A 26,507-nucleotide genomic window follows, 5' to 3' on the forward strand; every position below is an offset into this window, starting at 1 on the left:
CCTACTATCTGGATCTGCAGGATGAGCGCTGCGTCTCGGCGCTGGGCCTGGTGCACCAGCGCTTTTCCACCAACACTTTCCCCGAGTGGCCGCTGGCGCACCCGTACCGCTATGTGGCGCACAACGGCGAGATCAACACCGTCAAGGGCAACTACAACTGGATGAAGGCGCGCGAAGGCGTGATGTCCTCCCCCGTGCTGGGGGCCGATCTGCAAAAGCTGTACCCGATCAGCTTCCCCGACCAGTCCGACACCGCCACCTTTGACAACTGCCTGGAACTGCTGACCATGGCCGGCTACCCGCTGGCACAGGCCGTGATGATGATGATCCCGGAGCCGTGGGAACAACACGCCACCATGGAAGCGCGTCGCAAGGCGTTTTATGAGTACCACGCCGCCATGATGGAGCCGTGGGACGGCCCGGCCAGCATTGTGTTCACCGACGGCCGCCAGATTGGCGCCACGCTCGACCGCAACGGCCTGCGGCCGTCGCGCTACTGCATCACCGATGACGATCTGGTCATCATGGCCTCCGAGTCCGGCGTGTTGCCCGTTCCGGAAAACAAAATCGTGCGCAAATGGCGGCTGCAGCCCGGCAAGATGTTCCTGATCGACCTGGAACAGGGTCGCATGATCGACGACGACGAACTCAAGGCCAATCTGGTCAACAGCAAACCGTACCAGCAATGGATCGAGAACCTGCGCATTCGCCTGGATGATGTGGTGGGTGGCAGCGAGCCCGCCTCGGCGTCTGAAGTGGCGGTCAGTCTGCTCGACCGCCAGCAGGCCTTTGGATTCACGCAGGAAGACATCAAGTTTCTGATCGCCCCCATGGCCACCGCCGGTGAAGAAGCCATCGGCTCCATGGGCAACGACAGCCCGCTGGCCGTCCTGAGCGACAAAAACAAGCCGCTCTACAACTACTTCAAGCAGTTGTTTGCCCAGGTGACCAACCCGCCCATCGACCCGATTCGCGAAGCGATTGTGATGAGTCTGGTGTCCTTTGTCGGCCCCAAGCCCAACCTGCTCGACATCAACCAGGTCAACCCGCCGATGCGGCTCGAAGTCAGCCAGCCGGTGCTGGACTTTGCTGACATGGCCAAGCTGCGCGACATCGAAAAGTACACGCGCGGCAAGTTTCGCAGCCACACGCTCGACATCACCTACCCGCTGGCCTGGGGCCACGAGGGCGTGGAAGCGCAATTGGCGTCCCTCTGCGCCGAAGCGGTGGACGCGATCAAGGGTGGCAACAACATCCTGATCATCAGCGACCGCGGCATCAGCGCGACGCAAGTCGCCATACCCGCGCTGCTGGCGCTGTCCGCCGTTCACCAACACCTGGTGCGCGCCGGCTTGCGCACCACCGCCGGTCTGGTGGTCGAGACCGGCACCGCGCGTGAAGTGCATCACTTTGGCGTACTCGCCGGCTATGGCGCCGAGGCGGTTCACCCCTATCTGGCGATGGAAACGCTGGCCAGCATCTGCAAGGATCTGCCGGGTGAGCTCAGCGCCGAAAAAGCCATTTACAACTACGTCAAGGCGGTCGGCAAGGGACTCTCCAAGATCATGTCCAAGATGGGCGTGAGCACCTACATGAGCTACTGCGGCGCGCAGTTGTTCGAGGCCATTGGCTTGTCCACCGATGTGGTGGCCAAGTACTTCACGGGCACGCCGAGCCGGGTCGAGGGCATCACGGTGTTCGACATTGCTGAAGAGGTCATCCGCATGCACAAGGCGGCTTTTGGCTTGGATCCGGTGCTGGCCAGCATGTTGGACGCGGGTGGCGAATATGCCTGGCGCACGCGCGGCGAAGAGCACATGTGGACGCCCGACGCGATCGCCAAACTGCAGCACAGCACGCGCGCCAACAGCTGGCACACGTACAAGGAATACGCGCAGATCGTCAACGACCAGAGCAAACGCCACATGACGCTGCGCGGCTTGTTCGAATTCAAGATTGACCCCGCCAAAGCCATTCCGGTGGAACAAGTGGAGTCAGCCGCGGAGATTGTCAAACGCTTTGCCACCGGTGCCATGTCGCTCGGCTCGATTTCAACCGAAGCACACGCCACGCTGTCGGTGGCCATGAACCGCCTGGGCGGCAAGAGCAATACCGGCGAGGGCGGCGAGGACCCGGCGCGTTACCGCAACGAACTCAAAGGCATCCCGATCAAACTCGGCGACACACTCAAAAGCGTGATTGGTGCCGATGTGGTGGAAGTCGATCTGCCTTTGCAGGACGGTGACTCTTTACGTTCACGCATCAAGCAGGTGGCCTCCGGTCGCTTTGGCGTCACCGCTGAATACCTCACCAGCGCCGACCAGATCCAGATCAAGATGGCGCAAGGTGCCAAGCCGGGTGAAGGCGGTCAATTGCCGGGCGGCAAGGTGTCGGACTACATCGGTCGCCTGCGCCACTCGATACCCGGCGTGCCGCTGATTTCGCCGCCGCCGCACCACGACATTTACTCGATCGAGGACCTGGCGCAACTGATTCACGACCTGAAAAACGTGGCGCCGCACGCCAGCATCAGCGTCAAACTGGTGAGTGAGATTGGCGTCGGTACCATCGCGGCCGGCGTTGCCAAGTGCAAGGCCGACCATGTGGTGATCGCAGGCCATGACGGCGGCACCGGCGCCTCGCCCTGGTCGTCCATCAAGCACGCGGGCAGCCCCTGGGAAATCGGTCTGGCTGAAACCCAGCAAACCCTGGTGCTCAACCGCTTGCGTTCGCGCATCCGGGTGCAGACAGATGGCCAGATCAAGACCGGGCGCGACGTGGCCATTGGTGCCCTGCTGGGCGCTGATGAATTTGGCTTTGCCACCGCCCCGCTCGTGGTCGAAGGCTGCATCATGATGCGCAAATGCCACCTCAACACCTGCCCGGTCGGCGTCGCCACGCAGGACCCGGCGTTGCGTCAAAAATTCTCCGGCAAGCCCGAGCATGTGGTGAATTATTTCTTTTTCGTTGCCGAAGAAGTACGCCACATCATGGCCCAGCTGGGCATCGCCAAGTTTGACGACCTGATTGGTCGCTCTGACCTGCTCGACATGCGCCAAGGCATCGAACACTGGAAAGCCAGCGGCCTGGACTTCGGCCGTTTGTTTGCGCAACCCAACGCCCCGGTCGGGGTACCGCGCTACCAGACCGAAACGCAAGACCACGGCCTGGCCAAATCGCTGGACAACATCCTGATCGCCAAGAGCCGCGCCGCCATCGACAAGGGCGAGAAAGTGCATTTCATGGAAATGGCGCGCAACGTTAATCGCTCCGTCGGCGCCATGCTCTCCGGCGCGGTGACGCAAGTCCACCCTGAAGGCTTGCCCGACAACACCATCCGCATCCAGTTGGAAGGCACCGGCGGCCAGTCCTTTGGTGCGTTCCTGGCGCGCGGCATCACGCTTTATCTGATTGGGGACGCCAACGACTACACCGGCAAAGGACTCAGTGGCGGGCGGGTCGTGGTGCGCCCCAGCATCGACTTCCGGGGTGACGCGGTCAAAAACACCATCGTCGGCAACACCGTGATGTACGGCGCCACCAGTGGCGAGGCCTACTTCAGCGGCGTCGCTGGCGAGCGCTTTGCGGTGCGTCTGTCGGGCGCGACGACGGTGGTGGAAGGCACCGGCGACCATGGCTGCGAGTACATGACTGGCGGCACCGTGGCCGTGCTGGGCATCACCGGACGCAACTTTGCAGCTGGCATGAGCGGCGGCATTGCCTACGTTTATGACGAGGACGGCAAGTTCGCCAAGCGCTGCAACACCGCCATGGTGTCTCTGACCAAGGTATTGACGGCGGCCGAGCAAAAGGAAACGGTGGAAGCCAGTCTTTGGCACCGCGGCCAAAGCGATGAGGCGCAATTGAAGAAACTACTGGAAGAGCACAACCGCTGGACCGGCAGCAAGCGCGCCCGCGAGTTGCTGGACAACTGGGAGCTGGCCCGGCTCAAGTTCGTCAAGGTGTTCCCCAATGAATACAAACGCGCGCTCGCCACAATTCATGCACAAAAAGAGGCTCTGGCCCTCACCAGTCGTGCTCAGGCAGCTACTAAAAAAGAAGTAGCCCCCGCTAAATAAGGACAAGAATCATGGGAAAAGTAACGGGTTTCATGGAGTTTGAACGCATCGAGGAAGGCTACAAGCCGGTGCCTGAGCGTTTGAAGAATTACAAAGAGTTTGTGGTCGGCCTGGACGACAGGCAGGCCAACCAGCAGGCGGCGCGCTGCATGGACTGCGGCACGCCGTTTTGCAGCAGCGGTTGCCCGGTCAACAACATCATTCCGGATTTCAACGACCTGGTGTACCGGGGCGACTGGAAAAATGCGATTGAAGTGCTGCACAGCACCAACAACTTCCCCGAGTTCACCGGCCGCATCTGCCCGGCGCCGTGCGAGGCGGCTTGTGTGCTCAACGTGAACGACAGTGCCGTGGGCATCAAGTCGATTGAGCACGCCATCATCGACCGCGCCTGGTCTGAAGGCTGGGTCACCCCGCAGCCGGCCCAACACAAAACCGGCAAAGCAGTGGCGGTGGTGGGCTCCGGCCCGGCCGGCATGGCGGCAGCGCAGCAGCTGGCGCGGGTCGGCCACGACGTCACCCTGTTCGAGAAAAACGACCGCGTCGGCGGCTTGCTGCGTTACGGCATTCCTGACTTCAAGATGGAAAAGTCGCACATCGATCGCCGTGTGGAGCAGCTGCAACAAGAGGGCGTGACGATTCGCACCGGTGTCCTGATCGGCGCAATGCCCAAGGGCTCCAAGGTCACCAACTGGGCCAAAGAGACGATTTCCGCTGCTCAGCTGCAACAAGACTTTGACGCCGTGCTGTTGACCGGCGGCGCCGAGCAGTCGCGTGACCTGCCCGTGCCGGGGCGCGACCTGGATGGCATTTATTTCGCCATGGAGTTTTTGCCCCAGCAAAACAAGGTCAACGCCGGTGACAAGCTGAAGGGCCAGTTGCGTGCCACGGACAAACACGTCATCGTGATTGGCGGCGGCGACACCGGCTCTGACTGCGTCGGCACCAGCAACCGCCATGGCGCGGCCAGCGTCACCCAGTTTGAGGTGATGCCGCAACCCCCGGCGCAAGAAAACCGGCCGCTGACCTGGCCCAATTGGCCCATGAAATTACGCACCAGTTCCAGCCACGAGGAGGGTTGCACCCGTGAGTTCGCCATTTCCACCAAGGAATTCATCGGTGAAAAGGGCAAACTCACAGGCATCAAGACCGTCCATGTTGCGTTCAAGGACGGCCAGATGGTGGAGATTGCCGGTACCGAGAAAACCTACCAGGCCGATTTGGTGTTGCTGGCCATGGGTTTTGTCCATCCGGTCGCCACGGTGCTGGAGGCCTTCGGCGTCGCCAAGGACGCACGCGGCAACGCCAAAGCGACCACCGAGTTCAGCGGCGGCTACGCCACCAATGTGGCCAAGGTGTTTGCGGCGGGCGACATGCGCCGCGGCCAGAGTCTGGTGGTGTGGGCGATTCGCGAAGGTCGCCAGGCAGCGCGCGCGGTGGACGAATTCCTGATGGGATTCAGCAATCTGCCACGCTGAGATCGTCCACCAGGGATTCCAGGCCGGGCTTGGGGCGGGCGCGGGCCCGAGTCCGTGTAATCCCTTATGATGCAGGGGCCGGGCAAGACCCGGCCTTGTTTTTTCAACACCCCAAATGGCCCCCAATCCCGAATCCCTTGTTGAACTGCGAAATCTCACCTTTGGTTACGGTGAGCAGGTGGTTTTGGACGATATTTCCATGTCGGTGCCACGTGGCAAGGTCACGGCGCTCATGGGCGCGTCAGGTGGCGGCAAAACCACCATCCTGCGCCTGATCGGTGGTCAAAACCGGGCCAGGTCCGGTGAGATGCTGTTCGACGGGCAGGATGTCACGCCAATGAACCAGGCCCAGCTCTACGCGGCGCGCCGACGCATGGGCATGTTGTTTCAGTTTGGCGCCCTGTTCGCCGATTTGTCGGTGTTTGAGAACGTGGCGTTTCCCTTGCGCGAACACACCGACCTCTCAGACCCTCTGATTCGCCACATTGTCCTGATGAAACTCAATGCAGTCGGCTTGCGCGGCGCGCGCGACCTGATGCCCAGCGATCTGTCGGGCGGCATGGCACGGCGCGTTGCGCTGGCACGCGCCATTGCACTGGACCCGGAACTGGTGATGTACGACGAGCCGTTTTCCGGCCTGGACCCCATTTCACTCGCCATTGCGGCGCGTTTAATCCGTCAGCTCAATGACTCCATGGGCCTGACCAGTGTTTTCGTCTCGCACGAGCTGGAGCAGACCTTCGCCATTTCGGACCACGTCATCATTCTGGCCAACGGCAAAATTGCCGCCCAGGGCACGCCCGAGCAAGTGCGCCAGAGCACCGATCCGCTGGTCTACCAGTATGTGAATGCTTTATCAGACGGCCCGGTGCGCTTCCATTACCCCGGCCCGTCGATTGAAGAAGATTTCAATGCCGGAGCGACGCCATGAGTTGGTACAAACCCGCTGATATCGGATTCGCCGTGCGCCGCCAACTGGCGGACTTGGGCCTGGGTGCGCGCCTGTTCATTCGCCTGCTGGCCACCTTGGGGCCGAGTTTCAAGCGCTTCGGCCTGATCCGCGACCAGATTCACTTTCTGGGCAACTACTCGCTGGCCATCATTGCGGTGTCGGGGCTGTTTGTCGGTTTTGTATTTGGTTTGCAGGGCTATTACACCTTGCAGCGCTACGGCTCATCATCGGCCCTGGGCCTGCTGGTAACCCTCACGCTGGTGCGAGAACTGGGTCCGGTGGTCACCGCCTTGTTGTTTGCCGGCAGAGCCGGTACTTCGCTCACCGCGGAGATCGGGCTGATGAAAGCGGGCGAACAAATCAGCGTCATGGAAATGATGGCGGTCGACCCGGTGCAACGCATTCTGGCGCCGCGCTTCTGGGCCGGTGTCATCACCATGCCCTTGTTGGCCGCAGTGTTTAGCGCCATGGGCATCATAGGCGGTTGGGCGGTGGGCGTGCTGATGATTGGAGTCGATGGCGGTTCATTCTGGAGCCAGATACAAGAGGGTGTCGATGTCTGGCAAGACCTGGGCAACGGCATTGTCAAAAGCATTGTGTTTGGTTTTACCGTGACCTTTGTCGCGCTGCTGCAGGGTTTTGAGGCCCAACCCACCCCCGAAGGTGTCGCCAGCGCCACCACGCGCACCGTGGTCGTGGCGTCGCTGGCCGTGCTGGGACTTGATTTCATCCTGACCGCCATGATGTTTACAGTGTGAAGATCGAACAAATCGAAGAGAAAAAATATGCAACGCTCGAAAAATGATGTCTGGGTTGGCCTGTTTGTGCTGATCGGGGCAGTGGCCATTCTGTTCTTGGCCTTGCAGGCAGCCAATTTGTTGACCCTGAGTTTTGAAAAAACCTACCAGGTGAGCGCCAAATTTGACAACATTGGTGGACTCAAGCCCAAAGCAGCGATCCGCAGCGCGGGTGTGGTGGTCGGCCGGGTAGAGAAAATTGTGTTTGATGACAAGTCATTTCAGGCCCGCGTGACCCTGGCACTGGAAAATCAATATGTATTCCCCAAAGACAGTTCCCTGAAAATTCTCACCAGCGGCTTGCTCGGCGAGCAATATTTGGGACTGGAGCCCGGTGCCGATGAGAAGACGCTGGCCAATGGTGACACCATCTCCAGCACCCAGTCGGCGGTGGTGCTGGAAAATCTGATCAGTCAATTTTTATTCAGCAAGGCGGCCGATAGCAGCACGCCTGCTGCCGATGGGGTCAACAAATGACCGGGAGTGGCCAAATGCGTCAAAGGGTTCTTAGTCTGCCGCGCCATACGCCATGGGCAGGCCTTGTTTTGCTTTCGATGGCCCTCGCTGGCTGCGCCAGTGGGCCCGGTGCCAATCCGCACGATCCGCTGGAGCCTTTTAATCGCGGGGTTTACCAGTTCAACGATGCCGTCGATGCCGCGGTCGTCAAGCCGGTGGCCACAACCTATCAGGACGTCTTGCCCGCACCGGTACGCCGGGGTGTCCGCAACTTCTTTGCCAACTTGCAGGATGCCTGGTCGGGTGTGAACAATGCCTTGCAGTTCAAGGGCGAGCCAGCGGCCAATAGTTTCATGCGTTTTGGTGTCAATACCTTCCTCGGTCTGGGCGGCATTCTGGATGTGGCGTCCGAGATGAGGATTGAACGTCACACCAAGGATTTTGGACATACCCTGGGCTATTGGGGTGTCGCGCCCGGCCCTTACCTGGTACTGCCCTTGCTAGGACCGTCCACGCTGCGTGACACGGCGGCACTGCCCGTTGATGCACAAGGTGACTTGGTCTCGGGCATCGAGCACATTCCAACCCGCAACAGCGTCATTTTGGTGCGCCTGGTGGACACACGGGCCTCCTTGCTGGGAGCCTCCAGCATGCTGGAAGCCGTGGCGCTGGACAAATACACTTTTACCCGCGACGCCTATCTTCAACGTCGTCGCAACAGCATTTACGATGGCAACCCGCCCGATGATGGCGAGGTTGAAAAGTCACCTGTGAAGCAGGATATTTCGAAGGTCCGCGAGCGCACCCGGGCCTGGGTTCAAACTTTAAAAGAATCCGGCACGACCGGCGATGAGAAAGCCAAACCATGAAACGTCGTTTATTCAGTCAACTTTTTGCAGCGCTTGTTGTGGGCGCCATGGGCATACTGGCGATGCCAGTACACGCGGCGGATGAAGCAGCCGATGCTTTCATCAAACGTTTGTCCACCGAGGTTCTCAACAGCATCAAGGCCGACAAATCCGTTCAAAGCGGCGACGTTTCCCGGATCGTTGCCTTGGCGGACACCCTGGTGATGCCCAACGTTGATTTCAAACGCATGACGGCCTCGGCGGTGGGGCCCAAATGGCGCCAGGCCACACCCGAACAGCAACAGCGCTTGCAGGAAGAGTTCAAGATTTTGCTGGCGCGCACCTATGCCGGTGCCTTGACCCAGGTCAACGACGTGACCTTCAGCGTCAAACCCATGCGCTCGGGCCCTGACGATAAAGAAGTGGTTGTACGCACTGAAATCAAGGGTCGGGGCGACCCGGTTCAACTCGACTACCGACTGGAAAGGACACCTGGCGAAGGTGCAGGCTGGAAAATTTATAACCTGAATGTACTGGGTGTGTGGCTGGTCGACACCTACCGCAGCCAGTTTGCTCAGGAAATCAATGCCAAAGGCATTGACGGCCTGATTGCCACCCTGGTGGAACGCAACAAGATCAATGCCAAGAAGGGATGACCATGCTGGTCTTGCCGCAAGAGTTGACACAGCCCCAGGCCAACGCGTGTCTGCGGGCTCTGGTGCAAGACCTGGCTTCGCTCCCGAGCCCGGAGGCGGTTGTAGATGCCAGCCCTTTGAACCGATTTGACTCGTCGGCGCTGGCCGTGTTGCTTGAGTTCCGGCGCGCTGCATTGGCTCAAGGCAAGCGCTTCTCGACGCAGGGTCTCCCCAAACGGCTCGCTGATCTGGCAACGCTGTATGGTGTGGTCGAGTTGCTGGCGGCCACGCCGCCAACAGCGCCGGCCCCGGTAAACTAGCGGTCTGTCATGCCCGCCATCTCCTTTCAGTCAGTCTCCAAAGCCTATCCTTCTCCCCGCGGACCCCAAGGCAGCACTTTTCTGGCGCTCGACCGCGTCAGTCTGGATGTTGAAGAGGGCGAATTTTTTGGCCTGCTGGGACCCAATGGCGCGGGCAAGACCACGCTGATCAGCATTCTGGCCGGTCTGACCCGCGCCAATTCGGGCAGCGTGACGGTGTTGGGGCACGACGTCCAAACGGACTACGCCCAGGCGCGACGCAAGCTCGGCGTAGTGCCGCAAGAACTGGTGTTTGATCCGTTCTTCAATGTGCGGGAAGCCTTGCGTTTCCAGTCCGGTTACTTTGGCATCCGGCATAACGATGCCTGGATTGATGAGTTGCTGGAGAGTCTGGGCTTGAGCGACAAGGCCAACGCCAACATGCGTGAGCTCTCGGGCGGCATGAAGCGGCGCGTGTTGGTTGCGCAAGCGCTGGTGCACAAGCCGCCAGTGATCGTGCTCGATGAGCCGACCGCTGGCGTTGACGTAGAGTTACGCCAGACCCTGTGGCAATTCATCAGCAAACTCAACAAACTCGGTCACACCGTGCTGTTGACCACGCATTACCTGGAAGAAGCCGAGGCCTTGTGTGGCCGTATCGCCATGCTCAAGTCTGGCCGGGTGGTGGCGCTGGACAGTACCAGCGCGCTGCTCAAATCAGGCACCAGCAACCTGCTACGCTTCAAAATCGATGGCGAACTACCCCATGCACTGGCAGCCCAAGCCCGCGTGACCGGGCGCGTGGTGCAGTTCCCGGCGCAGGATGCCCACGCCATCGAGCAATACCTGGCGGCAGTTCGTGAAGCCGGTTTGACTGCGCAGGACGTGGAAATTCGGCGCGCCGATCTGGAAGATGTGTTTCTGGCGGTTATGGCGGCGAATGGCGACGAGGCAAGCAGCCCGGGCGCAGTGGCCAGCCTCCAGGCCAAGGGGGCACTGGCAACATGACCGGATGGAAGATGCTCTTTTACAAGGAAGTGCTGCGCTTCTGGCGCGTCGCGTTTCAGACCGTGGCCGGGCCGGTATTGACCGCCATGCTCTACTTGTTGATCTTTGGCCACGCGCTGGAGTCGCACGTCAAGGTCTACGACACCATCAAATACACCGCTTTTCTGGTGCCCGGTCTGGCCATGATGAGCCTGCTGCAAAACGCGTTTGCCAACAGCTCGTCGTCCCTGATCATGAGCAAAATGATGGGCAACCTGGTGTTTTTGCTGCTCACACCGCTGTCCTACATGAACTGGTTTGTGGCCTACGTCGGCGCGGCCGTCGTGCGGGGCTTGGTCGTCGGTGTGGGGGTGTTTGCCGTATCGGCCTTTTTCACGGACATCTATTTTGTATCGCCGGGGTGGCTACTCACCTTTGCCGTGCTGGGCGCCGCGCTGATGGGCACGCTGGGGCTGATAGCCGGTTTGTGGGCCGACAAATTTGATCAGCTGGCGGCCTTTCAGAACTTTGTGGTCATGCCCATGACCTTTTTGAGTGGCGTCTTTTATTCCATTCATTCATTGCCACCGTTCTGGCAGACCGTGAGCCACCTCAATCCATTTTTCTACATGATTGATGGCTTTCGTTACGGCTGTTTTGGTGTCAGCGATGTGTCGCCGTGGCTGAGCCTGGGGGTGGTCGGCGTTGCGCTGGCCGTGGTGAGCGCGGTGGCTGTCACGCTGCTGCGCACCGGCTACAAACTTCGTTCCTGACTTTTTTAATTTTTGAGGTGTTGACATGACTGCAGACGAGATCAAGAACATCATTGCCGCCAACCTGATCTGCGAGCACATCGAACTCACGGGCGACGGCCAGCATTGGTACACCACCATCGTGTCGCCCGAATTTGAAGGCCTGCGCGCCATCAAACGCCACCAGCGGGTCTACGCCACCTTGGGTGAAAAGATACACAGCAACGAGGTGCACGCTTTGTCGATCAAGGCGTTCACGCCAGCCGAATGGGCGGCATCACCTCAATGAAGGCCACCCCCAGCGTGGCAGCACCAGCGCGCGCCTTCTAATTTTTATGAACTGATCCGATGGACAAATTACTGATTCGCGGTGGCCGCTCACTGCAGGGCGAGGTGCTGATTTCGGGCGCCAAAAACGCCACCCTGCCCGAGTTGTGCGCCTGCCTGCTGACAGCAGCACCTGTGACGCTGACCAACGTGCCGCGATTGCAGGACGTGGCCACCATGCTCAAGCTGATTCGCAACATGGGCGTCGCGGCCGAGCGCAGCGATGACGGCAGGGTAACAGTCGATGCCAGCGCCCTGAGCTCACCCGAGGCGCCCTATGAACTGGTCAAGACCATGCGCGCTTCGGTGCTGGCACTGGGCCCGCTCCTGACCCGTTTTGGCGAGGCGACCGTGTCCCTGCCGGGCGGTTGTGCCATTGGCTCGCGTCCGGTGGACCAGCACATCAAGGGCTTGACGGCCATGGGCGCCGAGATTGTGGTGGAGCACGGTTACATGATCGCCAAATTGCCGCAGGGCTGGACGCGCCTGAAAGGTGCACGCATTGCCACGGACATGGTGACGGTCACGGGAACCGAAAACTTTCTGATGGCAGCCACCCTGGCCGAGGGTGTCACCATTCTGGAAAACGCAGCGCAGGAACCAGAAATTACAGACCTGGCCGAGATGCTGATCAAAATGGGGGCCAACATTGAAGGCCATGGCAGCAGTCGCATCCGCATTCAAGGCGTCGAGTCGCTGCATGGCTGCACCCATCAGGTCGTGGCGGATCGCATTGAGACTGGCACTTTCATGTGCGCCGTGGCGGCGACCGGTGGGGACGTGCTGCTCAAAGCTGCTCGCATTGACCATCTGGAGGCCGTGGTCGAAAAGCTGCGCGATGCGGGCGCTACCGTTGCCCGGGTCGAAGGCGGCATTCGGGTTCAGTCGCAAGGCAGGCTCAAGAGCCAAAGCTTTCGCACCACCGAGTACCCCGGCTTCCCCACCGACATGCAGGCGCAGTTCATGGCGCTGAACTGCATCTCGCACGGCACGGCAGTGGTCACCGAGACCATTTTTGAGAACCGGTTCATGCACGTGAACGAGATGGTTCGCCTGGGCGCCAATATCCAGATCGACAGCAAGGTCGCGGTGGTGGAAGGGGTTGAAAAACTCTCCGGTGCCACCGTCATGGCAACCGACCTGCGCGCCTCTGCCAGCCTGGTCATCGCGGGCCTGGTCGCCGACGGTGAAACGGTGGTCGAGCGCATCTACCACCTGGACCGCGGCTACGATCAGATGGAGGCCAAGCTGCGTGGCCTGGGCGCTGATATTGAGCGAATCAAATAAAAAATACCATGATCACACTCGCACTCTCCAAAGGTCGCATCTTCGAAGAAACCTTGCCGCTGCTGCGCGCTGCCGGTATTGAGGTCCTGGAAGATCCCGAAAAATCGCGCAAACTCATCCTGACCACCAACCAGCCCAACGTGCGCGTGCTGGTGGTACGCGCCTCCGATGTGCCGACCTATGTGCAATACGGCGGCGCCGATTTGGGCATCACCGGCAAAGACACGCTGCTGGAGCATGGCAGCGATGGCCTGTACCAACCGCTGGATTTGCAGATTGCCAAGTGCCGCATCAGCGTGGCCGTGCGCGCCGATTTCGACTACGCCTCGGCGGTCAAACAAGGCTCACGCCTGCGGGTGGCGACCAAATATGTGGCCATCTCGCGCGAATTTTTTGCTGCCAAAGGCGTGCATGTCGACTTGATCAAGCTCTACGGCAGCATGGAGTTGGCGCCACTGGTGGGTTTGTCGGACGCGATTGTGGATCTGGTTTCCACCGGCAACACGCTCAAGGCCAATCATTTGGTGGAAGTCGAGCACATCATGGACATCAGCTCGCGGCTGGTGGTGAATCAGGCCGCGCTCAAACTCAAGCAGGCCCCGATTCGCAAGATCATCGACGCTTTTGCTTCCGCCATTGGCCAGTAATTTAGAGGTGAAATCGCCATGCCAATTACAGCTAATCCTGCCCGTCTATCAACTGCCAGCAGCACATTTGAGGCTGATTTCAAAGCGCGACTGCATTGGTCGGCGGCGGCCGATGCCGCCATCGAGCAGCGCGTGGCCGACATCCTGTTGGACGTGCAGCATCGCGGCGATGCGGCGGTGCTGGAGTACACCCAACGCTTTGACGCCTTGAATGCCGTCACCCTGGCGGAGTTGGAGCTGACGCAGGCCGAGCTGAAAGCCGCCTTCGAGGCCATTCCCGCTGTTCAGCGCGAAGCCCTGCAAGCCGCCGCCGCGCGCGTGCGCAGCTACCACGAAGCGCAAAAAAAAGCCTGCGGCCAGAGCTGGAGCTACGTTGACGCCGACGGCACGCTGCTCGGCCAAAAGGTCACGCCGCTGGACCGGGTCGGCATCTATGTGCCCGGCGGCAAGGCGGCGTATCCATCGAGCGTGTTGATGAACGCCATCCCGGCCCACGTGGCGGGCGTGGGCGAGATCATCATGGTGGTGCCCACGCCCAAAGGTGAAAAGAACGCGCTGGTACTGGCCGCAGCCTATGTGGCTGGCGTGACCCGTGCTTTCACGGTCGGTGGCGCCCAAGCCGTGGCGGCGCTGGCCTATGGCACGCAGACCATCCCAAAGGTCGACAAAATCACCGGCCCCGGCAACGCCTACGTGGCGGCCGCCAAACGGCGTGTCTTTGGCGTGGTGGGCATCGATATGATTGCCGGCCCGAGCGAGATTTTGGTGTTGGCTGACGGCAGCACGCCACCCGACTGGGTGGCGATGGATTTGTTCAGCCAGGCCGAGCACGATGAGCTGGCGCAAAGCATTTTGCTGTGTCCCGACCTGGCTTATATCGAGTTGGTGCAACAGAGCATCAACCGTCTGCTGCCTGACATGCCACGGCGCGAGATCATCGCCAAGTCACTCAACGGCCGTGGCGCCTTGATCCATACCCGCGACATGGACGAAGCCTGCGCCATCAGCAACGCCATAGCGCCCGAGCATCTGGAAGTATCAAGCCGTGACCCCCACCGCTGGGAGCCGCTGCTCAAGCACGCCGGCGCCATTTTTCTGGGCGCCTACACCAGCGAATCGCTGGGCGACTACTGCGCCGGACCGAACCACGTACTGCCCACCAGCGGCACGGCGCGATTCAGCTCGCCCCTGGGGGTTTATGACTTCCAAAAGCGCTCCAGCCTGATCGAAGTCAGCGAAGCGGGTGCCCAGACACTGGGACTGGTCGCGGCTGAACTGGCCTATGGCGAAGGCTTGCAGGCACATGCCCGTGCGGCGGAGCTGCGCCTGGCCACTGTGCCGCCCATGCGAATGAACCCATGAGCGCATTGGACGCGGGCAGACGACCAGTGATCCGCCCCGACGTGCAAGCCATGCACGCCTATGCCATCCAGGATTCAGCCGGCATGGTCAAGCTCGATGCCATGGAGAACCCGCATCGCCTGCCGCCCGCCCTGCAACAAGCACTGGGGCAACGGCTAGGCGCATTGGCACTCAACCGCTACCCGGACGCGCGGGTGAATGATTTGCGCCAGGCACTGGCCCGATATGCCGTCATGCCCGACGGTTTTGACCTCATGCTGGGCAACGGCTCCGACGAACTCATCAGCCTGCTGGCGCTGGCCTGCGCCGTACCGCCCAGCAGCGTCAACGGTTTCAAAAAGGCTGGCGTGCTCGCCCCAGTGCCGGGCTTTGTGATGTACGCCATGAGCGCGCAATTGCAGGGACTGGACTTTCACGGCGTCGCGCTGACCGAGAATTTCGAGTTGGACGAAGGTGCCATGCTGGCAGCCATCAAGGAACACCAACCCGCCCTCACCTATCTGGCCTACCCCAACAACCCCACGGCCAATTTGTGGAATGACGCGGTGATCGAGAGCGTCATCGAAGCAGCGGGTGCACAAGGCGGTCTGGTGGTCATCGACGAAGCCTACCAGCCGTTTTCCAGCAAAAGCTACATCGACCGGCTGGCGCGGCATCACCATGTGCTGCTGCTGCGAACGCTCTCCAAATTTGGTCTGGCCGGTATCCGCCTGGGTTACCTGATGGGCCGACGCGAGTTGATCGCCGAGATCGACAAGGTGCGTCCGCCCTACAACGTGAGCGTGTTGAATTGCGAGTGCGCCCTGTTTGCGCTCGAACACCAGGAAGTATTTGCAGCGCAAGCCCTTGACCTGCGGGCGCAACGTGCTCTTCTTTTTGATGAGTTGGCCAAGTTGCCCGGTGTGCACGCCTACCCCAGCGAGGCCAACATGTTGCTGGTGCGCGTACCTGACGCGCAAAAAACCTTTGAAGGCATGCGGTTGCGCAAGGTGCTGGTCAAGAATGTCTCCACCATGCACCCCTTGCTGTCCAATTGTTTGCGTGTGACGGTGGGAACAAAGGAAGAAAACCAGCAGATGCTGGCGGCGCTGCGAAACTGCCTCTGAACGCGCCACGACTTTCACGTTAACATTCACGCTTATGTCCACGCCCATCGCTCTTGTGCCCGCGCGCACCGCCGTCGTCACTCGCAACACCGCCGAGACCCGCATCACCGTCAAAGTCAACCTCGACGGCAGCGGCCAGTCACATCTATCGACCGGCATCGGTTTTTTTGACCACATGCTCGACCAGATTGCGCGCCACGGCCTGATCGACCTCGACATCCAGGCCACGGGGGACCTGCACATCGACGGCCACCACACGGTCGAAGACGTGGGCATCACGCTCGGGCAAGCGGTGCACCAGGCCGTGGGCGACAAAAAAGGCATACGCCGTTACGGCCATGCTTATGTGCCGCTGGATGAGGCCTTGAGTCGGGTGGTGATCGATTTCTCCGGCCGTCCCGGCTTGGTGATGGACGTGCCGTTCAAGAGCGGCATGATCGGCACTTTCGATGCCCAACTCGCACATGAGTTTTTTCAGGGCTTTGTGAACCACGCGTTTGTGACGCTGCACATTGACAACCTGAAGGGCGAGAACGCGCACCACCAGGCCGAAACCGTGTTCAAGGCCTTCGCCCGCGCCCTGCGCGCCGCGCTGGAGTTCGATCCGCGCGCCTTGGGGCAAATTCCATCGACCAAAGGTACATTGTAGTTTTATAAGCCAAATCGGCCTCTAGCCCCCGTCCCTATTGCGTAAGCAGCTATGAATTCAGTAGTTACAAGTGTGTCTGGCAAGACCGTGGCGGTGGTCGACTACGGCATGGGCAATTTGCGTTCGGTGTCGCAGGCGGTGCAAGCAGCGGCGGCCGGCACCGGTTTTCGGGTGATCATCACCGCCAAGCCCGATGAAGTGCGCGCGGCCGAACGCATCGTGTTACCCGGCCAGGGCGCCATGCCCGACTGCATGCGCGAGCTGCGTGAGTCGGGTTTGCAAGCCTCGGTGCTGGAAGCTGCCGCTCATAAGCCCCTGTTTGGTGTCTGCGTCGGCATGCAAATGCTGCTTGACCACAGCGCCGAGGGCGACACGCCTGGCCTGGGCTTGATCCACGGCGAGGTGCTCAAGTTTGAATTGGCCGGCCAGTTGCAACCTGACGGCAGCCGCTACAAGGTGCCGCAAATGGGCTGGAACCAGGTCTGGCGCAACAACCACGGTGGCCCGCCGCACCCGGTGTGGGGCGACGTGCCGGACGGCAGCTACTTCTACTTTGTACACAGTTACTACGCCCAACCGTCGGATGCGCGCCACAGCGTGGGCGAGACCGACTACGGGCACCGCTTCAGTTCAGCCATTGCGCGCGATAATATTTTTGCCACCCAATTTCATCCTGAAAAAAGCGCCGAGCACGGTCTAGCCCTGTACCGCAATTTCCTTCAGTGGAACCCTTGACTCCATTTCCAATTCCATGCGCTACGTCCTTGCCTCTCACGCGCCCAGCCTCGCCCGCCATGGCTGATACGACGCACTGCGCCGATCGCCGGCAAGCGCGGCAACTTATTTTTTGATCGTTTCCCTTCCTCCACCACTTCTGAAGCATCATGCTTTTAATCCCTGCAATTGACTTAAAAGACGGCCACTGTGTACGCCTCAAACAAGGCGACATGGATCAATCCACCACTTTCAGCGAAGAGCCATTCGTCATGGCACGCAACTGGGTCGACAAAGGCGCCCGCCGCCTGCATCTGGTTGATTTGAATGGTGCTTTTGCCGGGCATCCCAAGAACGAGCTGGCGATTCGCAAAATTCTGAAAGACGTGGGCAGCGAGGTGGATGTGCAGTTGGGCGGCGGCATTCGCGACCTTGACACCATCGAGCGTTATCTGGATGCCGGCCTGCGCTATGTGATCATTGGCACGGCCGCGGTCAAAAACCCTGGCTTTTTGCAGGACGCCTGCACCGCCTTTGGCGGCCACATCATCGTTGGCCTGGATGCGCGCGACGGCAAGATCGCCACCGACGGCTGGAGCAAGCTCACCCGCCACGACGTGGTGGACCTGGCCAAGAAGTTTGAAGACTACGGCGTCGAATCCATCATCTACACCGACATCAGCCGCGACGGCATGCTCAGCGGTATCAACATTGAAGCCACCGTTCGTCTGGCGCAAGCGTTGACCATTCCGGTGATTGCCTCCGGCGGCCTGTCCAGCATGGCCGACATTGAAGCGCTGTGCGCGGTCGAAGGCGAAGGCATTGAAGGTGTAATCTGCGGCCGTGCCATTTACAGCGGCGACCTCGATTTTGAAGCCGCGCAGGAGCGGGCCAATGAGCTCAACGGCTGAGCGGCGGACCATATAGTGCTCGCCAAACGCATCATCCCCTGCCTCGATGTCACCGGCGGCCGAGTCGTCAAAGGTGTCAATTTTGTCGAGCTGCGCGACGCCGGTGACCCGGTGGAAATCGCAGCGCGCTACAACGATCAAGGCGCTGATGAACTGACGTTCCTGGACATCACCGCCACCAGTGACGGGCGCGACCTGATTCTGCACATCATTGAGGCGGTGGCCAGCCAGGTGTTTATTCCCTTGACGGTGGGCGGTGGCGTGCGCACGGTGGACGATGTGCGCCGCCTGCTTAACGCCGGGGCCGACAAGACCAGCTTCAACTCAGCGGCCATAGCGAACCCGCAGGTGATCCGGGACGCCTCGCGCAAGTACGGCGCCCAGTGCATTGTGGTGGCCATCGACGCCAAGCGCCGCCTGGCAACCGATGTCGGTCGACTCGATGCCAACGGTCAGGCAGTGGGTGAGGGTTGGGACGTTTACAGCCACGGTGGGCGCAAAAACACCGGTCTGGACGCCGTGATCTGGGCACGCCTGATGGCCGACCTCGGTGCCGGTGAAATCCTGCTCACCAGCATGGACCGCGACGGCACCAAGGCCGGTTTTGACCTGGCCCTGACACGCGCCGTGAGCGACGCGGTCAGCGTGCCGGTGATTGCCTCGGGCGGTGTCGGCACGCTGGACCATCTGGCCGACGGCATCCAGATCGGGGGTGCTGACGCGGTGCTGGCCGCCAGCATCTTCCACTACGGCGAGTTCACCGTGGCGCAAGCCAAGGCGCACATGGCCGCGCGCGGCATACCGGTCAGAATATAAAGGCTTTTTGGCCTTTAGCCCCCGCCAACGCTGCGTGAGCAGCTATCAATTAAGTAACGAATGACAAACACGACCACGCCCGCCTTGAGCTGGCTTAAGCATATTCGCTGGGATTCCAAAGGTCTGGTGCCAGTGATTGCCCAGGAGCAAAGCAGCGGCGACGTGCTGATGTTCGCCTGGATGAACCGCGAGGCTTTGCAAAAGACGGCTGAGCTGGGTCAGGCGGTATATTTCAGCCGCTCGCGCAATAAACTGTGGTTCAAGGGCGAAGAGTCGGGCCATGTGCAAAAAGTGCACGAAATTCGCATGGACTGCGACAACGACGTGATTTTGCTCAAGGTGACGCAGCTCGGGCACGAGCCCGGCATTGCCTGTCACACCGGGCGTCACAGTTGTTTCTTCAGCGTGTATGAAAATGGCGAGTGGAAAGTTACCGATCCGGTCTTGAAAGACCCGCAAACCATCTACAAATAGGCGTTCATGACAGCCAACATTCCAACTTCTGACGCCTTGGCCCGTTTGGCACAGGTCATCGAGAGCCGCCTGCCGCAAAACGGCGGCGACCCGGACACCAGTTACGTCGCACGCCTGCTGCACAAAGGGCCGAACGCGTTCCTGAAAAAAATCGGCGAGGAAGCGACCGAGGTCGTGATGGCTGCCAAAGACGCGGATAACGGCGGCGACAAGACAAAAGTCGTCTACGAAGTGGCTGATCTGTGGTTTCACTGCATGATTGCGCTGGCGCACTATGGCTTGAGCCCGGCCGATGTGGTGGCCGAGTTGGACCGGCGCGCGGGAACCAGCGGCCTGGAAGAGAAAGCTATGCGCAAGGTAACCGCGCGTGAAGACGAACAACCCGGAGCCGCGCAATGACCCAGGACTATTCCAACCCCAACAACGACCCTGATCTGGACCGCGCCAAGCTGCTGGAGCTGCAGTCGCTCAACACCATCGGAACCATCAGCTACATCCTGCACCTGATCGTGGCCATTGGCGCCCTGATTCCGGGCGGCCAGTTTGGCCCGGTGCTGCTGGTCGTCGCCCTGATGATTGACCTGGTGAAGCGCTCGGACGCCGTGGGCACCTGGCACGCCTCGCACTTCTCCTGGCGCATCCGCACCGTCATCATTGCCGCCTTGCTTTATTTGGTGACAGCACCCTTGTGGCTGCTCTTTTATATACCCGGCTGGATCGCCTGGCTGGTCATTTCAGCCTGGTTTCTGTACCGCATCGTCACCGGCATGGTGCGCATGAACAAGGGCTTACCCATGGAGTTCCCCGCATGATGAATGAAATCGTTGACAGTGACCCCAACTGCCTGTTCTGCAAAATTGTGGCGGGCAAGATTCCGTCCAAAGTGGTGTATCAGGACGATGAAATCCTTGTCTTCGATGACATTCATCCGTGGGCGCCGGTGCACTTCCTGGTGGTCCCCAAACGGCACATTCCGTCCATGGCGCATGTCGGCCCCGAACAGACGACGCTGCTCGGGCGCATGCTGGTGCTGGCGCCCCAGCTGGCCTTGCAGCAAGGCTGTAATCCTTACCCACAGGGGGGGTTTCGCATCCTCTGCAACACTGGCGACGAGGGGCGCCAGGAGGTGCGACACCTGCATATCCACGTGATGGGCGGCGCGCGCCCATGGCTCAAGGGTTAATATTCAAAGCATTTCGCGCAGGCCGTACTTCGCCGACTAAAATTGGCTCAACTTGACAGGAGAAACTCATGGGATTTTCGACAACACATCTGATTATTTTTTTAGTCATCATCATCGTGATTTTTGGTACCAAAAAACTCCGCAACATCGGCTCGGATCTGGGCGGTGCGGTCAAGGGCTTCAAAGATGGCATGAAAGAGGGCTCGGACAAAGCAGCCGACGCACCGGCCGCTACGCCGCAGCAGGTTGCCTCCAGCGCCACCGCGGTCAAAGAAACGATTGATGTCGAAGCCAAGACCAAGGCCTGATGGCCAGGTTTTGCATTGGCAGGCCGGCAGGATATCTGTAAGTGATTGATATTGGCATCACCAAGCTGGCCATCATCGGTGGCATCGCCCTGATCGTGATTGGCCCGGAAAAGCTGCCGGGTCTGGCCAAGACCATCGGCACCTTGCTGGGACGGGCGCGGCGCTATGTGGCCGACGTCAAGGACGAAGTCAACCGCTCCATGGAGCTCGACGAGCTCAAGAAAATGAAAGACACGGTTGAAAGCGCGGTGCGTGACGTGGACAACACCATCCAGACCAGTGCTGCCGATTTCGAGAAAAACTGGGCCGACGCCAGCGCGCAGGCCACCGACACAGCGTTCCATGATTTTTCTCCCACACCCCCGGCCTACCGGCACCCGAACAAAAAATGGCGCGTTAAGCAGGGTGCCACACCCAACTGGTACAAAGCCCGCGCCGGCATCCGCACCCGAGCGCTGTCAGGGGCCGCTCGCGTCGCCCGGTTTCGGCCGCATAAAGTTAACTGATGACTGATCCTGTCAACAAAACAGATGAACTCGCCGGCACTGAACAACCGTTTGTCGCCCATCTGATTGAGTTGCGCGACCGGCTGTTGCGCTCGGTGTATGGCATTGCCGCGGTATTGGCAGTGCTGCTGTTCTACCCTGGCCCGTCCCAACTTTACGACTTGCTGGCGATGCCGCTGGTCAAGGCGCTGCCTGAAGGCTCGCGCATGATTGCGGTGGGCGTGGTCTCGCCGTTTTTGGTGCCGATCAAGGTGTCGGTGCTGGCGGCCATTGGTTTGGCCCTGCCCTGGATTCTTTATCAGATCTGGGCCTTTGTGGCCCCGGGCCTTTACAAGCACGAGAAGAAACTTGTGCTGCCGCTGGTGGCGGCGAGCACCGTTCTTTTTTACATGGGTGCGGCGTTCTGCTATTTCTTTGTGTTCGGGCAAGCCTTTCCAGCGATCCAGCGCATGGCGCCGATCTCGGTGGCGGTCAGTCCTGACATTGAGGCTTATCTTGACTTCGTCATCACCATGTTCATCGCGTTTGGTGTCGCTTTTGAAGTGCCCATCGTCGTTGTGATTCTGGCCCGGATGGGGATCGTGACGGTGACGCAGTTGAAGGCATTCCGTACTTACTTTGTCGTTGGTGCGGCAGCGGTGGCCGGTCTCGTCACACCGCCCGATCCGGTTTCCATGATTGCCTTGTTGCTGCCGATGGTCCTGCTGTATGAGGTCGGCATTTTTTCGGCCAAAGTCTTCATCAAGCACACGGCGGCACCGGACGACGCGGCCGATGCCGCAAAAGTCTAATTCCGATTTAAGGCGTTGGCCGGCGCTGTTTGGGCCGCACACTGGGCGTCACGGCCAACTCAACTTGGCTGTCACGGCGCAGCACGCTGAATTTGGAGGCTGTCCCGGGCTTCAAGGCAGCAACATTGCTCAGTAAATCTGCCACATTGCTGACCGGTTTGCCCGCCACCTGGGTAATCACATCACCGGGCTTGATGCCGGCTCGCGCCGCTGGTCCATCTTGCAGCACCCCGGTGATGATCACGCCTTCTTTGGCCTTGACGCCAAAGGTTTCGGCCAGTTCGGGCGACAGATCGTTGGGCTCCACACCAATCCAGCCGCGTGTGACCTGCCCGTCCTTCACAATGCCTTCCAGCACCAGTTTGGCGGTCGCCACCGGTATGGCGAAACCAATACCCATGCTGCCGCCCGAGCGCGAATAGATCGCCGTGTTGATGCCCAGCAGATTGCCGCTGGTATCCACCAGCGCACCCCCCGAGTTGCCGGGGTTGATGGCAGCATCGGTCTGGATGAAGTTCTCAAAGGTGTTGATACCCAGCTGATTGCGCCCGAGCGCACTGATGATCCCGCTGGTGACGGTTTGCCCAACACCAAAAGGGTTGCCAATAGCCAGCACCTGGTCTCCCACCTGAAGCGCATCGGAGCTGCCCAGCACAATCGCGGGCAGGCGGTCGAGTTCTATCTTCAAGACCGCCAGGTCGGTCTCCGGGTCGGTGCCAATCACCTTGGCTCGCGCGCGGCGACTGTCGTTCAGGACGACCTCAATTTCATCGGCACTCTCGACCACATGGTTGTTGGTCAGGATATAACCACTGGCACTCACAATCACGCCACTGCCCAGACCCACCTGCGGCTCATTGCCCTGCTCGCCAAAGAAGAACCTGAACCACGGGTCCTGGTTGCGCGGGTCATTCCGGGCTGCCTTGCTGGTGTTGATGCTGACCACCGCCGCAGAAGATTTTTGCGCCGCCAGTCTGAAACTGCCCGGCGGCACCACGCCCGAACTGCTGGCAGGCGCCTCCATCAAGGCCACGGTGCTAAAGCTCGTTGACCGGCTTGCCAGCCAATCGGGCTTGAGCGTGCCAACCACAAAATAGGCTGCCAGCACCACGGTGACCGCTTGCGAAAACAACAACCAGAAACGTTTCATAAGAAAAACGGGCTAAACGCCCTTGCAGTAGTTAGGTGAACCAGGAGATGAAGCGACAAATTGTAGGCTTCAGGCAACGCCAAAACAGGTGTAAGGACTATCAAGGCTTGCGCTTTGTCACGGTGGACGCTGTACAGTCCGGCCATTCCATGCTCAAGAACCGCCAGGTCATCCACGTTCACCTCGACGCAGCGCCCAAGCCGCCGCCGGGCGCGCCCTGCAATGGTTGCGGGATATGCTGCCTGCTGGAGCCCTGCCCCCTGGGCGTCATTTTGTCGGGGCGTCGTCATGGCGCCTGTGTCGCCGTACGCTGGCAAGACGATGTGCGTCAATACCGTTGTGGCGCCTTGTGTGAACCGGTCGCTGTGTTGCAGCATGTTTTGCCGGCGCGCTTGCAGCGCCTGACGCCCGGGCTGGCTGCCGGACTGGCACCGATCCTGGCCGGCTGGGCGCAACGCTGGATCGCCGTCGGCCAGGGCTGCGACAGCAGCCTTGATTCAGCTTTGGCCGAGCAGCCGCTGGCCGACCCAAAAATTCATTGACAATGCAGCGACTGACGCCAGCCAGACACTTTTGAGCCCCTCCACCCGTTTTCAACATGACCCGTCGGACACAATTACTGCAAGCCTTTGACACCCTGCTGCAACCCGAGCGCTTTCGCGACTACGGTCCCAACGGCTTGCAGGTCGAGGGCACGGACGCAGTGCGCAAAATCGTCTCCGGCGTCACCGCCAGTCGGGCCTTGATCGAAGCAGCCATTGCCGCGCAAGCGGACACTATTTTTGTCCATCACGGTTTATTCTGGCGCGCTCAGGACGGGCGCATCACGGGCTGGCTTAAAGCACGCCTGGCCTTGCTGCTTGCCGCTGACATCAACCTGTTCGCCTACCACCTGCCGCTGGACGCGCACGCGGAGCTGGGCAACAACGCGCAACTGGGCCTGAAACTGGGTCTGCGCGCGCTGACGCGCTTTGGCGAACAGGAACTGGGGTTTCTGGGCGAACCGCTGGCGTCCGCCAGTTTTGCCTCTGCCGAAACGCTGGCCCAACATATTGAATGTGTACTAAATCGGCCTGTAGCCCTCGTCGGACCTGCACATAGCGCTATCAAAAAGATTGCTTGGTGCAGCGGCGGTGGGCAAAACTATTTTGAAGCTGCCATTGCCGCTGGCGCCGATGCCTTCATCACCGGCGAGATCTCTGAGCCGCAAGCGCACTTGGCACGCGAGTGCGGCGTGGCCTATCTGGCCTGCGGCCACCACGCCAGCGAACGCTATGGTGCGCCCGCCGTGGCGGCACAGGTGGCGGCCCAGCTCGGCCTGGCGCACGAATTCATTGACATTGACAACCCGGCTTGAAAGCGCCCTGCCTCATGAAAAAACCCATTGCCATCACCCTCGGCGATTGCGCCGGCATTGGCCCTGAAATCATTGCCAAGGCGTTCCGGGATGCGCCCGAACTCACACGCGGTTGTTTTGTGGCGGGTGATGTCGCGACCCTGCGGCGAGCCGCCCGTTTGATCGACGCGGGCGCAATTCCCTTGCCCGTGGCCTTGCTGGAATCCCCGGCCGAGGCCCTCAACGTGCCGCCGCGCTGCCTGCCAGTGCTGCAGATCGGGGCTCTGGCGGAGCCCGTGCCGTTTGGCCGCCTGAGCGCCGAGGCGGGAAAACTGGCCGCCGAGTGCGTGATCTGGGCCGCGCAAGCCGCTTTACGCGGTGAGATTGCCGCGCTGGTCACGGCGCCATTGAACAAGGAGGCACTTGCGCTCGCGGGCACACCCGGCACCCACTATCCGGGGCACACCGAAATGCTGCAAGCGCTGGCGGCGGCGCATACCCACAAGGCGCTGGCGGATCTGCCGGTGCGCATGATGCTGGCCAATGATGAGTTGCGCGTGGTGCTGGTGAGCATTCATGTGTCCTTGCGCGCTGCGCTTGAAGCCGTCACTTTTGACAACGTGTTGCAGACGCTGCGCATTGCCCATGCGGCCTTGAGCGCCAGCCTGGGTCGTGCACCGCGTATCGCGGTGGCCGGGCTCAACCCCCATGCCGGTGAAGGCGGGCTGTTTGGCCGTGAAGAAATTGACATCATCGCGCCCGCCATTGCGGCGGCAAGCGCTTTAGGGATGAAAGTCAGCGGCCCGTTCGCGCCCGATACCGTGTTCATGCGCGCGCGCGCCAAACCGGGCCAGCCGGGTGAATTTGATGCGGTGCTGGCGATGTACCACGACCAGGGCTTGATCCCGGTGAAATACCTGGGCGTCGAGCAGGGTGTCAATGTGACGCTCGGGCTGCCGCTGGTGCGCACCAGCCCGGACCACGGCACCGCGTTCGACATTGCGGGCACCGGTCAGGCGGACGCATCCAGCCTGCTGGCGGCCATCGTCATGGCACGGCGTCTGAGTCAGCTGCAAAATTTATAGAAAATTGCTGGCTAGCCCCCGTCCAATAAGCGTAATTCGCTATCAATACAATAGCATACCTACTTTCTCAGGCTGTCCCGGATTTCACGCAACAACAAGACATCTTCGGCTGGCGCTGGGGCGGGAGCGGGCGGCGGCGGTGCACTTCTCTTGAGCCGGTTGATCTGCTTGACCATCAGGAAAATGATGAACGCCAAAATGGCAAAGTTAACCGCCACCGTGATGAAGTTGCCGTAGGCCAGGACCGGAACGCCGGCCTTTTTCAGCGCGTCCAGGGTCATCGCGGTGCCTTCCGGCGCCTGCCGAAGTGCCACGAAAAGATTGGAAAAATCCAGTTTTCCGATGATCGCCCCGACCACCGGCATCACCAGATCGCCCACCACGGATTCGACGATCTTGCCGAAAGCGGCACCAATAATCACGCCGACGGCGAGATCCATCACATTGCCTTTGACGGCAAACTCCTTGAATTCTTGCATCATTGCCATTTTTTTAACTCCTGTTGATAACCAAAAGTCTAAATCCTGAATCAAATCGGCAGCTTGCGCAAGCTGCAAACGCAAGCGCCACCG

Annotated in this window: 31 protein-coding genes; 29 read left to right on the top strand and 2 right to left on the bottom strand. The window is 60.4% G+C overall.

What is annotated here, in order from left to right; translation table 11 throughout:
• The 26 genes from WA157_RS15230 to tatC all read left to right on the top strand — a co-directional run.
• Positions 1 to 4,079 (top strand): glutamate synthase-related protein (locus WA157_RS15230; protein WP_422621773.1); only part of this gene is annotated, 4,079 nt, incomplete at its 5' end.
• Between the two features lie 11 nt (positions 4,080 to 4,090).
• Positions 4,091 to 5,557 carry a glutamate synthase subunit beta gene (locus tag WA157_RS15235; protein WP_422621774.1) on the top strand — a complete coding sequence of 489 codons (1,467 nt, stop codon included), beginning with the start codon at positions 4,091 to 4,093 and terminating at the stop codon, positions 5,555 to 5,557.
• Positions 5,558 to 5,672: 115 nt separating this feature from the next.
• Positions 5,673 to 6,488 carry an ABC transporter ATP-binding protein gene (locus WA157_RS15240; RefSeq protein ID WP_422621775.1) on the top strand — a complete coding sequence of 272 codons (816 nt, stop codon included), beginning with the start codon at positions 5,673 to 5,675 and terminating at the stop codon, positions 6,486 to 6,488.
• Positions 6,485 to 7,267: a lipid asymmetry maintenance ABC transporter permease subunit MlaE gene (gene mlaE, locus WA157_RS15245; RefSeq protein WP_422621776.1), complete on the top strand. Its 783-nt coding sequence runs from the start codon at positions 6,485 to 6,487 to the stop codon at positions 7,265 to 7,267. Before WA157_RS15240 ends, mlaE begins: the two co-directional genes overlap by 4 nt.
• Positions 7,268 to 7,294: 27 nt before the next feature.
• Positions 7,295 to 7,783 carry an outer membrane lipid asymmetry maintenance protein MlaD gene (gene mlaD, locus WA157_RS15250; RefSeq protein WP_422621777.1) on the top strand — a complete coding sequence of 163 codons (489 nt, stop codon included), beginning with the start codon at positions 7,295 to 7,297 and terminating at the stop codon, positions 7,781 to 7,783.
• Positions 7,784 to 7,860: 77 nt separating this feature from the next.
• On the top strand, positions 7,861 to 8,631 hold the full coding sequence (locus tag WA157_RS15255; RefSeq protein WP_422621778.1) for an MlaA family lipoprotein: 771 nt from the start codon (positions 7,861 to 7,863) through the stop codon (positions 8,629 to 8,631).
• Positions 8,628 to 9,266, top strand: coding sequence for an MlaC/ttg2D family ABC transporter substrate-binding protein (locus WA157_RS15260; RefSeq protein WP_422621779.1), 639 nt, complete (start codon positions 8,628 to 8,630; stop codon positions 9,264 to 9,266). Before WA157_RS15255 ends, WA157_RS15260 begins: the two co-directional genes overlap by 4 nt.
• A 2-nt stretch (positions 9,267 to 9,268) precedes the next feature.
• The gene (locus tag WA157_RS15265) at positions 9,269 to 9,565 is read left to right on the top strand and encodes an STAS domain-containing protein (protein ID WP_422621809.1); all 297 of its coding nucleotides are present in this window, start codon (positions 9,269 to 9,271) and stop codon (positions 9,563 to 9,565) included.
• A 9-nt stretch (positions 9,566 to 9,574) separates the two neighbouring features.
• Complete coding sequence (locus WA157_RS15270; protein WP_422621780.1) at positions 9,575 to 10,552, top strand: ABC transporter ATP-binding protein; 978 nt, start codon at positions 9,575 to 9,577, stop codon at positions 10,550 to 10,552.
• Positions 10,549 to 11,304 carry an ABC transporter permease gene (locus WA157_RS15275; RefSeq protein WP_422621781.1) on the top strand — a complete coding sequence of 252 codons (756 nt, stop codon included), beginning with the start codon at positions 10,549 to 10,551 and terminating at the stop codon, positions 11,302 to 11,304. The genes WA157_RS15270 and WA157_RS15275 overlap by 4 nt, the downstream gene beginning before the upstream one ends.
• A 25-nt stretch (positions 11,305 to 11,329) precedes the next feature.
• Entirely contained in the window at positions 11,330 to 11,572 is a 243-nt protein-coding gene (locus tag WA157_RS15280) for a BolA family protein (protein ID WP_422621782.1), read from the top strand.
• Between the two features lie 59 nt (positions 11,573 to 11,631).
• A complete protein-coding gene (murA, locus tag WA157_RS15285; protein WP_422621783.1) occupies positions 11,632 to 12,897 on the top strand; it encodes a UDP-N-acetylglucosamine 1-carboxyvinyltransferase in 1,266 nt (421 codons plus the stop codon).
• An 8-nt stretch (positions 12,898 to 12,905) separates the two neighbouring features.
• Positions 12,906 to 13,544 (top strand): ATP phosphoribosyltransferase, encoded by a 639-nt coding sequence (gene hisG, locus WA157_RS15290; protein WP_318665567.1) that lies wholly within the window; start codon positions 12,906 to 12,908, stop codon positions 13,542 to 13,544.
• A gap of 18 nt (positions 13,545 to 13,562) precedes the next feature.
• The gene (gene hisD / locus WA157_RS15295; RefSeq protein ID WP_422621784.1) at positions 13,563 to 14,906 is read left to right on the top strand and encodes a histidinol dehydrogenase; all 1,344 of its coding nucleotides are present in this window, start codon (positions 13,563 to 13,565) and stop codon (positions 14,904 to 14,906) included.
• Complete coding sequence (hisC, locus tag WA157_RS15300) at positions 14,903 to 16,012, top strand: histidinol-phosphate transaminase (protein WP_422621785.1); 1,110 nt, start codon at positions 14,903 to 14,905, stop codon at positions 16,010 to 16,012. The genes hisD and hisC overlap by 4 nt, the downstream gene beginning before the upstream one ends.
• 34 nt (positions 16,013 to 16,046) lie before the next feature.
• The gene (hisB, locus tag WA157_RS15305) at positions 16,047 to 16,661 is read left to right on the top strand and encodes an imidazoleglycerol-phosphate dehydratase HisB (protein WP_422621786.1); all 615 of its coding nucleotides are present in this window, start codon (positions 16,047 to 16,049) and stop codon (positions 16,659 to 16,661) included.
• Positions 16,662 to 16,712: 51 nt separating this feature from the next.
• Positions 16,713 to 17,396 carry an imidazole glycerol phosphate synthase subunit HisH gene (gene hisH / locus WA157_RS15310; protein ID WP_422621787.1) on the top strand — a complete coding sequence of 228 codons (684 nt, stop codon included), beginning with the start codon at positions 16,713 to 16,715 and terminating at the stop codon, positions 17,394 to 17,396.
• 149 nt (positions 17,397 to 17,545) lie between these two features.
• Positions 17,546 to 18,286 carry a 1-(5-phosphoribosyl)-5-[(5-phosphoribosylamino)methylideneamino]imidazole-4-carboxamide isomerase gene (hisA, locus tag WA157_RS15315; RefSeq protein ID WP_422621788.1) on the top strand — a complete coding sequence of 247 codons (741 nt, stop codon included), beginning with the start codon at positions 17,546 to 17,548 and terminating at the stop codon, positions 18,284 to 18,286.
• Positions 18,287 to 18,301: 15 nt separating this feature from the next.
• Positions 18,302 to 19,102 (top strand): imidazole glycerol phosphate synthase subunit HisF, encoded by an 801-nt coding sequence (gene hisF, locus WA157_RS15320; protein ID WP_422621789.1) that lies wholly within the window; start codon positions 18,302 to 18,304, stop codon positions 19,100 to 19,102.
• Positions 19,103 to 19,162: 60 nt separating this feature from the next.
• A complete protein-coding gene (gene hisI, locus WA157_RS15325) occupies positions 19,163 to 19,576 on the top strand; it encodes a phosphoribosyl-AMP cyclohydrolase (RefSeq protein WP_422621790.1) in 414 nt (137 codons plus the stop codon).
• A gap of 6 nt (positions 19,577 to 19,582) precedes the next feature.
• On the top strand, positions 19,583 to 19,975 hold the full coding sequence (locus WA157_RS15330) for a phosphoribosyl-ATP diphosphatase (protein WP_422621791.1): 393 nt from the start codon (positions 19,583 to 19,585) through the stop codon (positions 19,973 to 19,975).
• Positions 19,972 to 20,388 (top strand): DUF4870 family protein, encoded by a 417-nt coding sequence (locus WA157_RS15335; protein WP_422621792.1) that lies wholly within the window; start codon positions 19,972 to 19,974, stop codon positions 20,386 to 20,388. The genes WA157_RS15330 and WA157_RS15335 overlap by 4 nt, the downstream gene beginning before the upstream one ends.
• Entirely contained in the window at positions 20,388 to 20,759 is a 372-nt protein-coding gene (locus tag WA157_RS15340) for a histidine triad nucleotide-binding protein (protein ID WP_422621793.1), read from the top strand. Before WA157_RS15335 ends, WA157_RS15340 begins: the two co-directional genes overlap by 1 nt.
• 68 nt (positions 20,760 to 20,827) lie before the next feature.
• Positions 20,828 to 21,067, top strand: coding sequence for a Sec-independent protein translocase subunit TatA (gene tatA, locus WA157_RS15345; RefSeq protein WP_422621794.1), 240 nt, complete (start codon positions 20,828 to 20,830; stop codon positions 21,065 to 21,067).
• A 41-nt stretch (positions 21,068 to 21,108) separates the two neighbouring features.
• Complete coding sequence (gene tatB / locus WA157_RS15350) at positions 21,109 to 21,573, top strand: Sec-independent protein translocase protein TatB (RefSeq protein ID WP_422621795.1); 465 nt, start codon at positions 21,109 to 21,111, stop codon at positions 21,571 to 21,573.
• Positions 21,573 to 22,364: a twin-arginine translocase subunit TatC gene (tatC, locus tag WA157_RS15355; protein ID WP_422621796.1), complete on the top strand. Its 792-nt coding sequence runs from the start codon at positions 21,573 to 21,575 to the stop codon at positions 22,362 to 22,364. Before tatB ends, tatC begins: the two co-directional genes overlap by 1 nt.
• Before the next feature lie 7 nt (positions 22,365 to 22,371).
• Here tatC and WA157_RS15360 read toward each other — a convergent pair whose 3' ends face one another.
• Positions 22,372 to 23,514, bottom strand: a complete 1,143-nt coding sequence (locus WA157_RS15360; RefSeq protein ID WP_422621797.1) for a S1C family serine protease — start codon at positions 23,512 to 23,514, stop codon at positions 22,372 to 22,374.
• Positions 23,515 to 23,561: 47 nt separating this feature from the next.
• On the opposite strand from WA157_RS15360, the gene WA157_RS15365 reads away from it, so the two are divergent.
• The 3 genes from WA157_RS15365 to pdxA are packed head-to-tail and all read left to right on the top strand — an operon-like array spanning position 23,562 to position 25,935.
• Entirely contained in the window at positions 23,562 to 24,056 is a 495-nt protein-coding gene (locus tag WA157_RS15365) for a hypothetical protein (RefSeq protein WP_422621798.1), read from the top strand.
• Between the two features lie 56 nt (positions 24,057 to 24,112).
• Positions 24,113 to 24,871, top strand: coding sequence for a Nif3-like dinuclear metal center hexameric protein (locus WA157_RS15370; protein WP_422621799.1), 759 nt, complete (start codon positions 24,113 to 24,115; stop codon positions 24,869 to 24,871).
• 14 nt (positions 24,872 to 24,885) lie between these two features.
• On the top strand, positions 24,886 to 25,935 hold the full coding sequence (gene pdxA, locus WA157_RS15375) for a 4-hydroxythreonine-4-phosphate dehydrogenase PdxA (protein ID WP_422621800.1): 1,050 nt from the start codon (positions 24,886 to 24,888) through the stop codon (positions 25,933 to 25,935).
• 59 nt (positions 25,936 to 25,994) lie between these two features.
• Here the strand turns inward: pdxA and mscL are convergent, their stop codons facing one another.
• Positions 25,995 to 26,423: a large conductance mechanosensitive channel protein MscL gene (gene mscL, locus WA157_RS15380; protein WP_422621810.1), complete on the bottom strand. Its 429-nt coding sequence runs from the start codon at positions 26,421 to 26,423 to the stop codon at positions 25,995 to 25,997.
• Positions 26,424 to 26,507: the final 84 nt, after the last annotated feature.

The sequence above is a fragment of the Rhodoferax ferrireducens genome, from assembly GCF_049302455.1.
Classification (GTDB): Bacteria; Pseudomonadota; Gammaproteobacteria; order Burkholderiales; family Burkholderiaceae_C; genus Rhodoferax; species Rhodoferax ferrireducens_B.

Excerpts from the sequence above, each read along its gene's own strand:
- WA157_RS15235 (WP_422621774.1), top strand. The coding sequence starts at position 4,091 with ATGGGAAAAGTAACGGGTTTCATGGAGTTTGAACGCATCGAGGAAGGC.
- WA157_RS15240 (WP_422621775.1), top strand. The coding sequence starts at position 5,673 with ATGGCCCCCAATCCCGAATCCCTTGTTGAACTGCGAAATCTCACCTTT.
- mlaE (WP_422621776.1), top strand. The coding sequence starts at position 6,485 with ATGAGTTGGTACAAACCCGCTGATATCGGATTCGCCGTGCGCCGCCAA.
- mlaD (WP_422621777.1), top strand. The coding sequence starts at position 7,295 with ATGCAACGCTCGAAAAATGATGTCTGGGTTGGCCTGTTTGTGCTGATC.
- WA157_RS15255 (WP_422621778.1), top strand. The coding sequence starts at position 7,861 with ATGGCCCTCGCTGGCTGCGCCAGTGGGCCCGGTGCCAATCCGCACGAT.
- WA157_RS15260 (WP_422621779.1), top strand. The coding sequence starts at position 8,628 with ATGAAACGTCGTTTATTCAGTCAACTTTTTGCAGCGCTTGTTGTGGGC.
- WA157_RS15265 (WP_422621809.1), top strand. The coding sequence starts at position 9,269 with ATGCTGGTCTTGCCGCAAGAGTTGACACAGCCCCAGGCCAACGCGTGT.
- WA157_RS15270 (WP_422621780.1), top strand. The coding sequence starts at position 9,575 with ATGCCCGCCATCTCCTTTCAGTCAGTCTCCAAAGCCTATCCTTCTCCC.
- WA157_RS15275 (WP_422621781.1), top strand. The coding sequence starts at position 10,549 with ATGACCGGATGGAAGATGCTCTTTTACAAGGAAGTGCTGCGCTTCTGG.
- WA157_RS15280 (WP_422621782.1), top strand. The coding sequence starts at position 11,330 with ATGACTGCAGACGAGATCAAGAACATCATTGCCGCCAACCTGATCTGC.
- murA (WP_422621783.1), top strand. The coding sequence starts at position 11,632 with ATGGACAAATTACTGATTCGCGGTGGCCGCTCACTGCAGGGCGAGGTG.
- hisG (WP_318665567.1), top strand. The coding sequence starts at position 12,906 with ATGATCACACTCGCACTCTCCAAAGGTCGCATCTTCGAAGAAACCTTG.
- hisD (WP_422621784.1), top strand. The coding sequence starts at position 13,563 with ATGCCAATTACAGCTAATCCTGCCCGTCTATCAACTGCCAGCAGCACA.
- hisC (WP_422621785.1), top strand. The coding sequence starts at position 14,903 with ATGAGCGCATTGGACGCGGGCAGACGACCAGTGATCCGCCCCGACGTG.
- hisB (WP_422621786.1), top strand. The coding sequence starts at position 16,047 with ATGTCCACGCCCATCGCTCTTGTGCCCGCGCGCACCGCCGTCGTCACT.
- hisH (WP_422621787.1), top strand. The coding sequence starts at position 16,713 with ATGAATTCAGTAGTTACAAGTGTGTCTGGCAAGACCGTGGCGGTGGTC.
- hisA (WP_422621788.1), top strand. The coding sequence starts at position 17,546 with ATGCTTTTAATCCCTGCAATTGACTTAAAAGACGGCCACTGTGTACGC.
- hisI (WP_422621790.1), top strand. The coding sequence starts at position 19,163 with ATGACAAACACGACCACGCCCGCCTTGAGCTGGCTTAAGCATATTCGC.
- WA157_RS15330 (WP_422621791.1), top strand. The coding sequence starts at position 19,583 with ATGACAGCCAACATTCCAACTTCTGACGCCTTGGCCCGTTTGGCACAG.
- WA157_RS15335 (WP_422621792.1), top strand. The coding sequence starts at position 19,972 with ATGACCCAGGACTATTCCAACCCCAACAACGACCCTGATCTGGACCGC.
- WA157_RS15340 (WP_422621793.1), top strand. The coding sequence starts at position 20,388 with ATGAATGAAATCGTTGACAGTGACCCCAACTGCCTGTTCTGCAAAATT.
- tatA (WP_422621794.1), top strand. The coding sequence starts at position 20,828 with ATGGGATTTTCGACAACACATCTGATTATTTTTTTAGTCATCATCATC.
- tatC (WP_422621796.1), top strand. The coding sequence starts at position 21,573 with ATGACTGATCCTGTCAACAAAACAGATGAACTCGCCGGCACTGAACAA.
- WA157_RS15360 (WP_422621797.1), bottom strand. The coding sequence starts at position 23,514 with ATGAAACGTTTCTGGTTGTTGTTTTCGCAAGCGGTCACCGTGGTGCTG.
- WA157_RS15365 (WP_422621798.1), top strand. The coding sequence starts at position 23,562 with ATGAAGCGACAAATTGTAGGCTTCAGGCAACGCCAAAACAGGTGTAAG.
- WA157_RS15370 (WP_422621799.1), top strand. The coding sequence starts at position 24,113 with ATGACCCGTCGGACACAATTACTGCAAGCCTTTGACACCCTGCTGCAA.
- pdxA (WP_422621800.1), top strand. The coding sequence starts at position 24,886 with ATGAAAAAACCCATTGCCATCACCCTCGGCGATTGCGCCGGCATTGGC.
- mscL (WP_422621810.1), bottom strand. The coding sequence starts at position 26,423 with ATGGCAATGATGCAAGAATTCAAGGAGTTTGCCGTCAAAGGCAATGTG.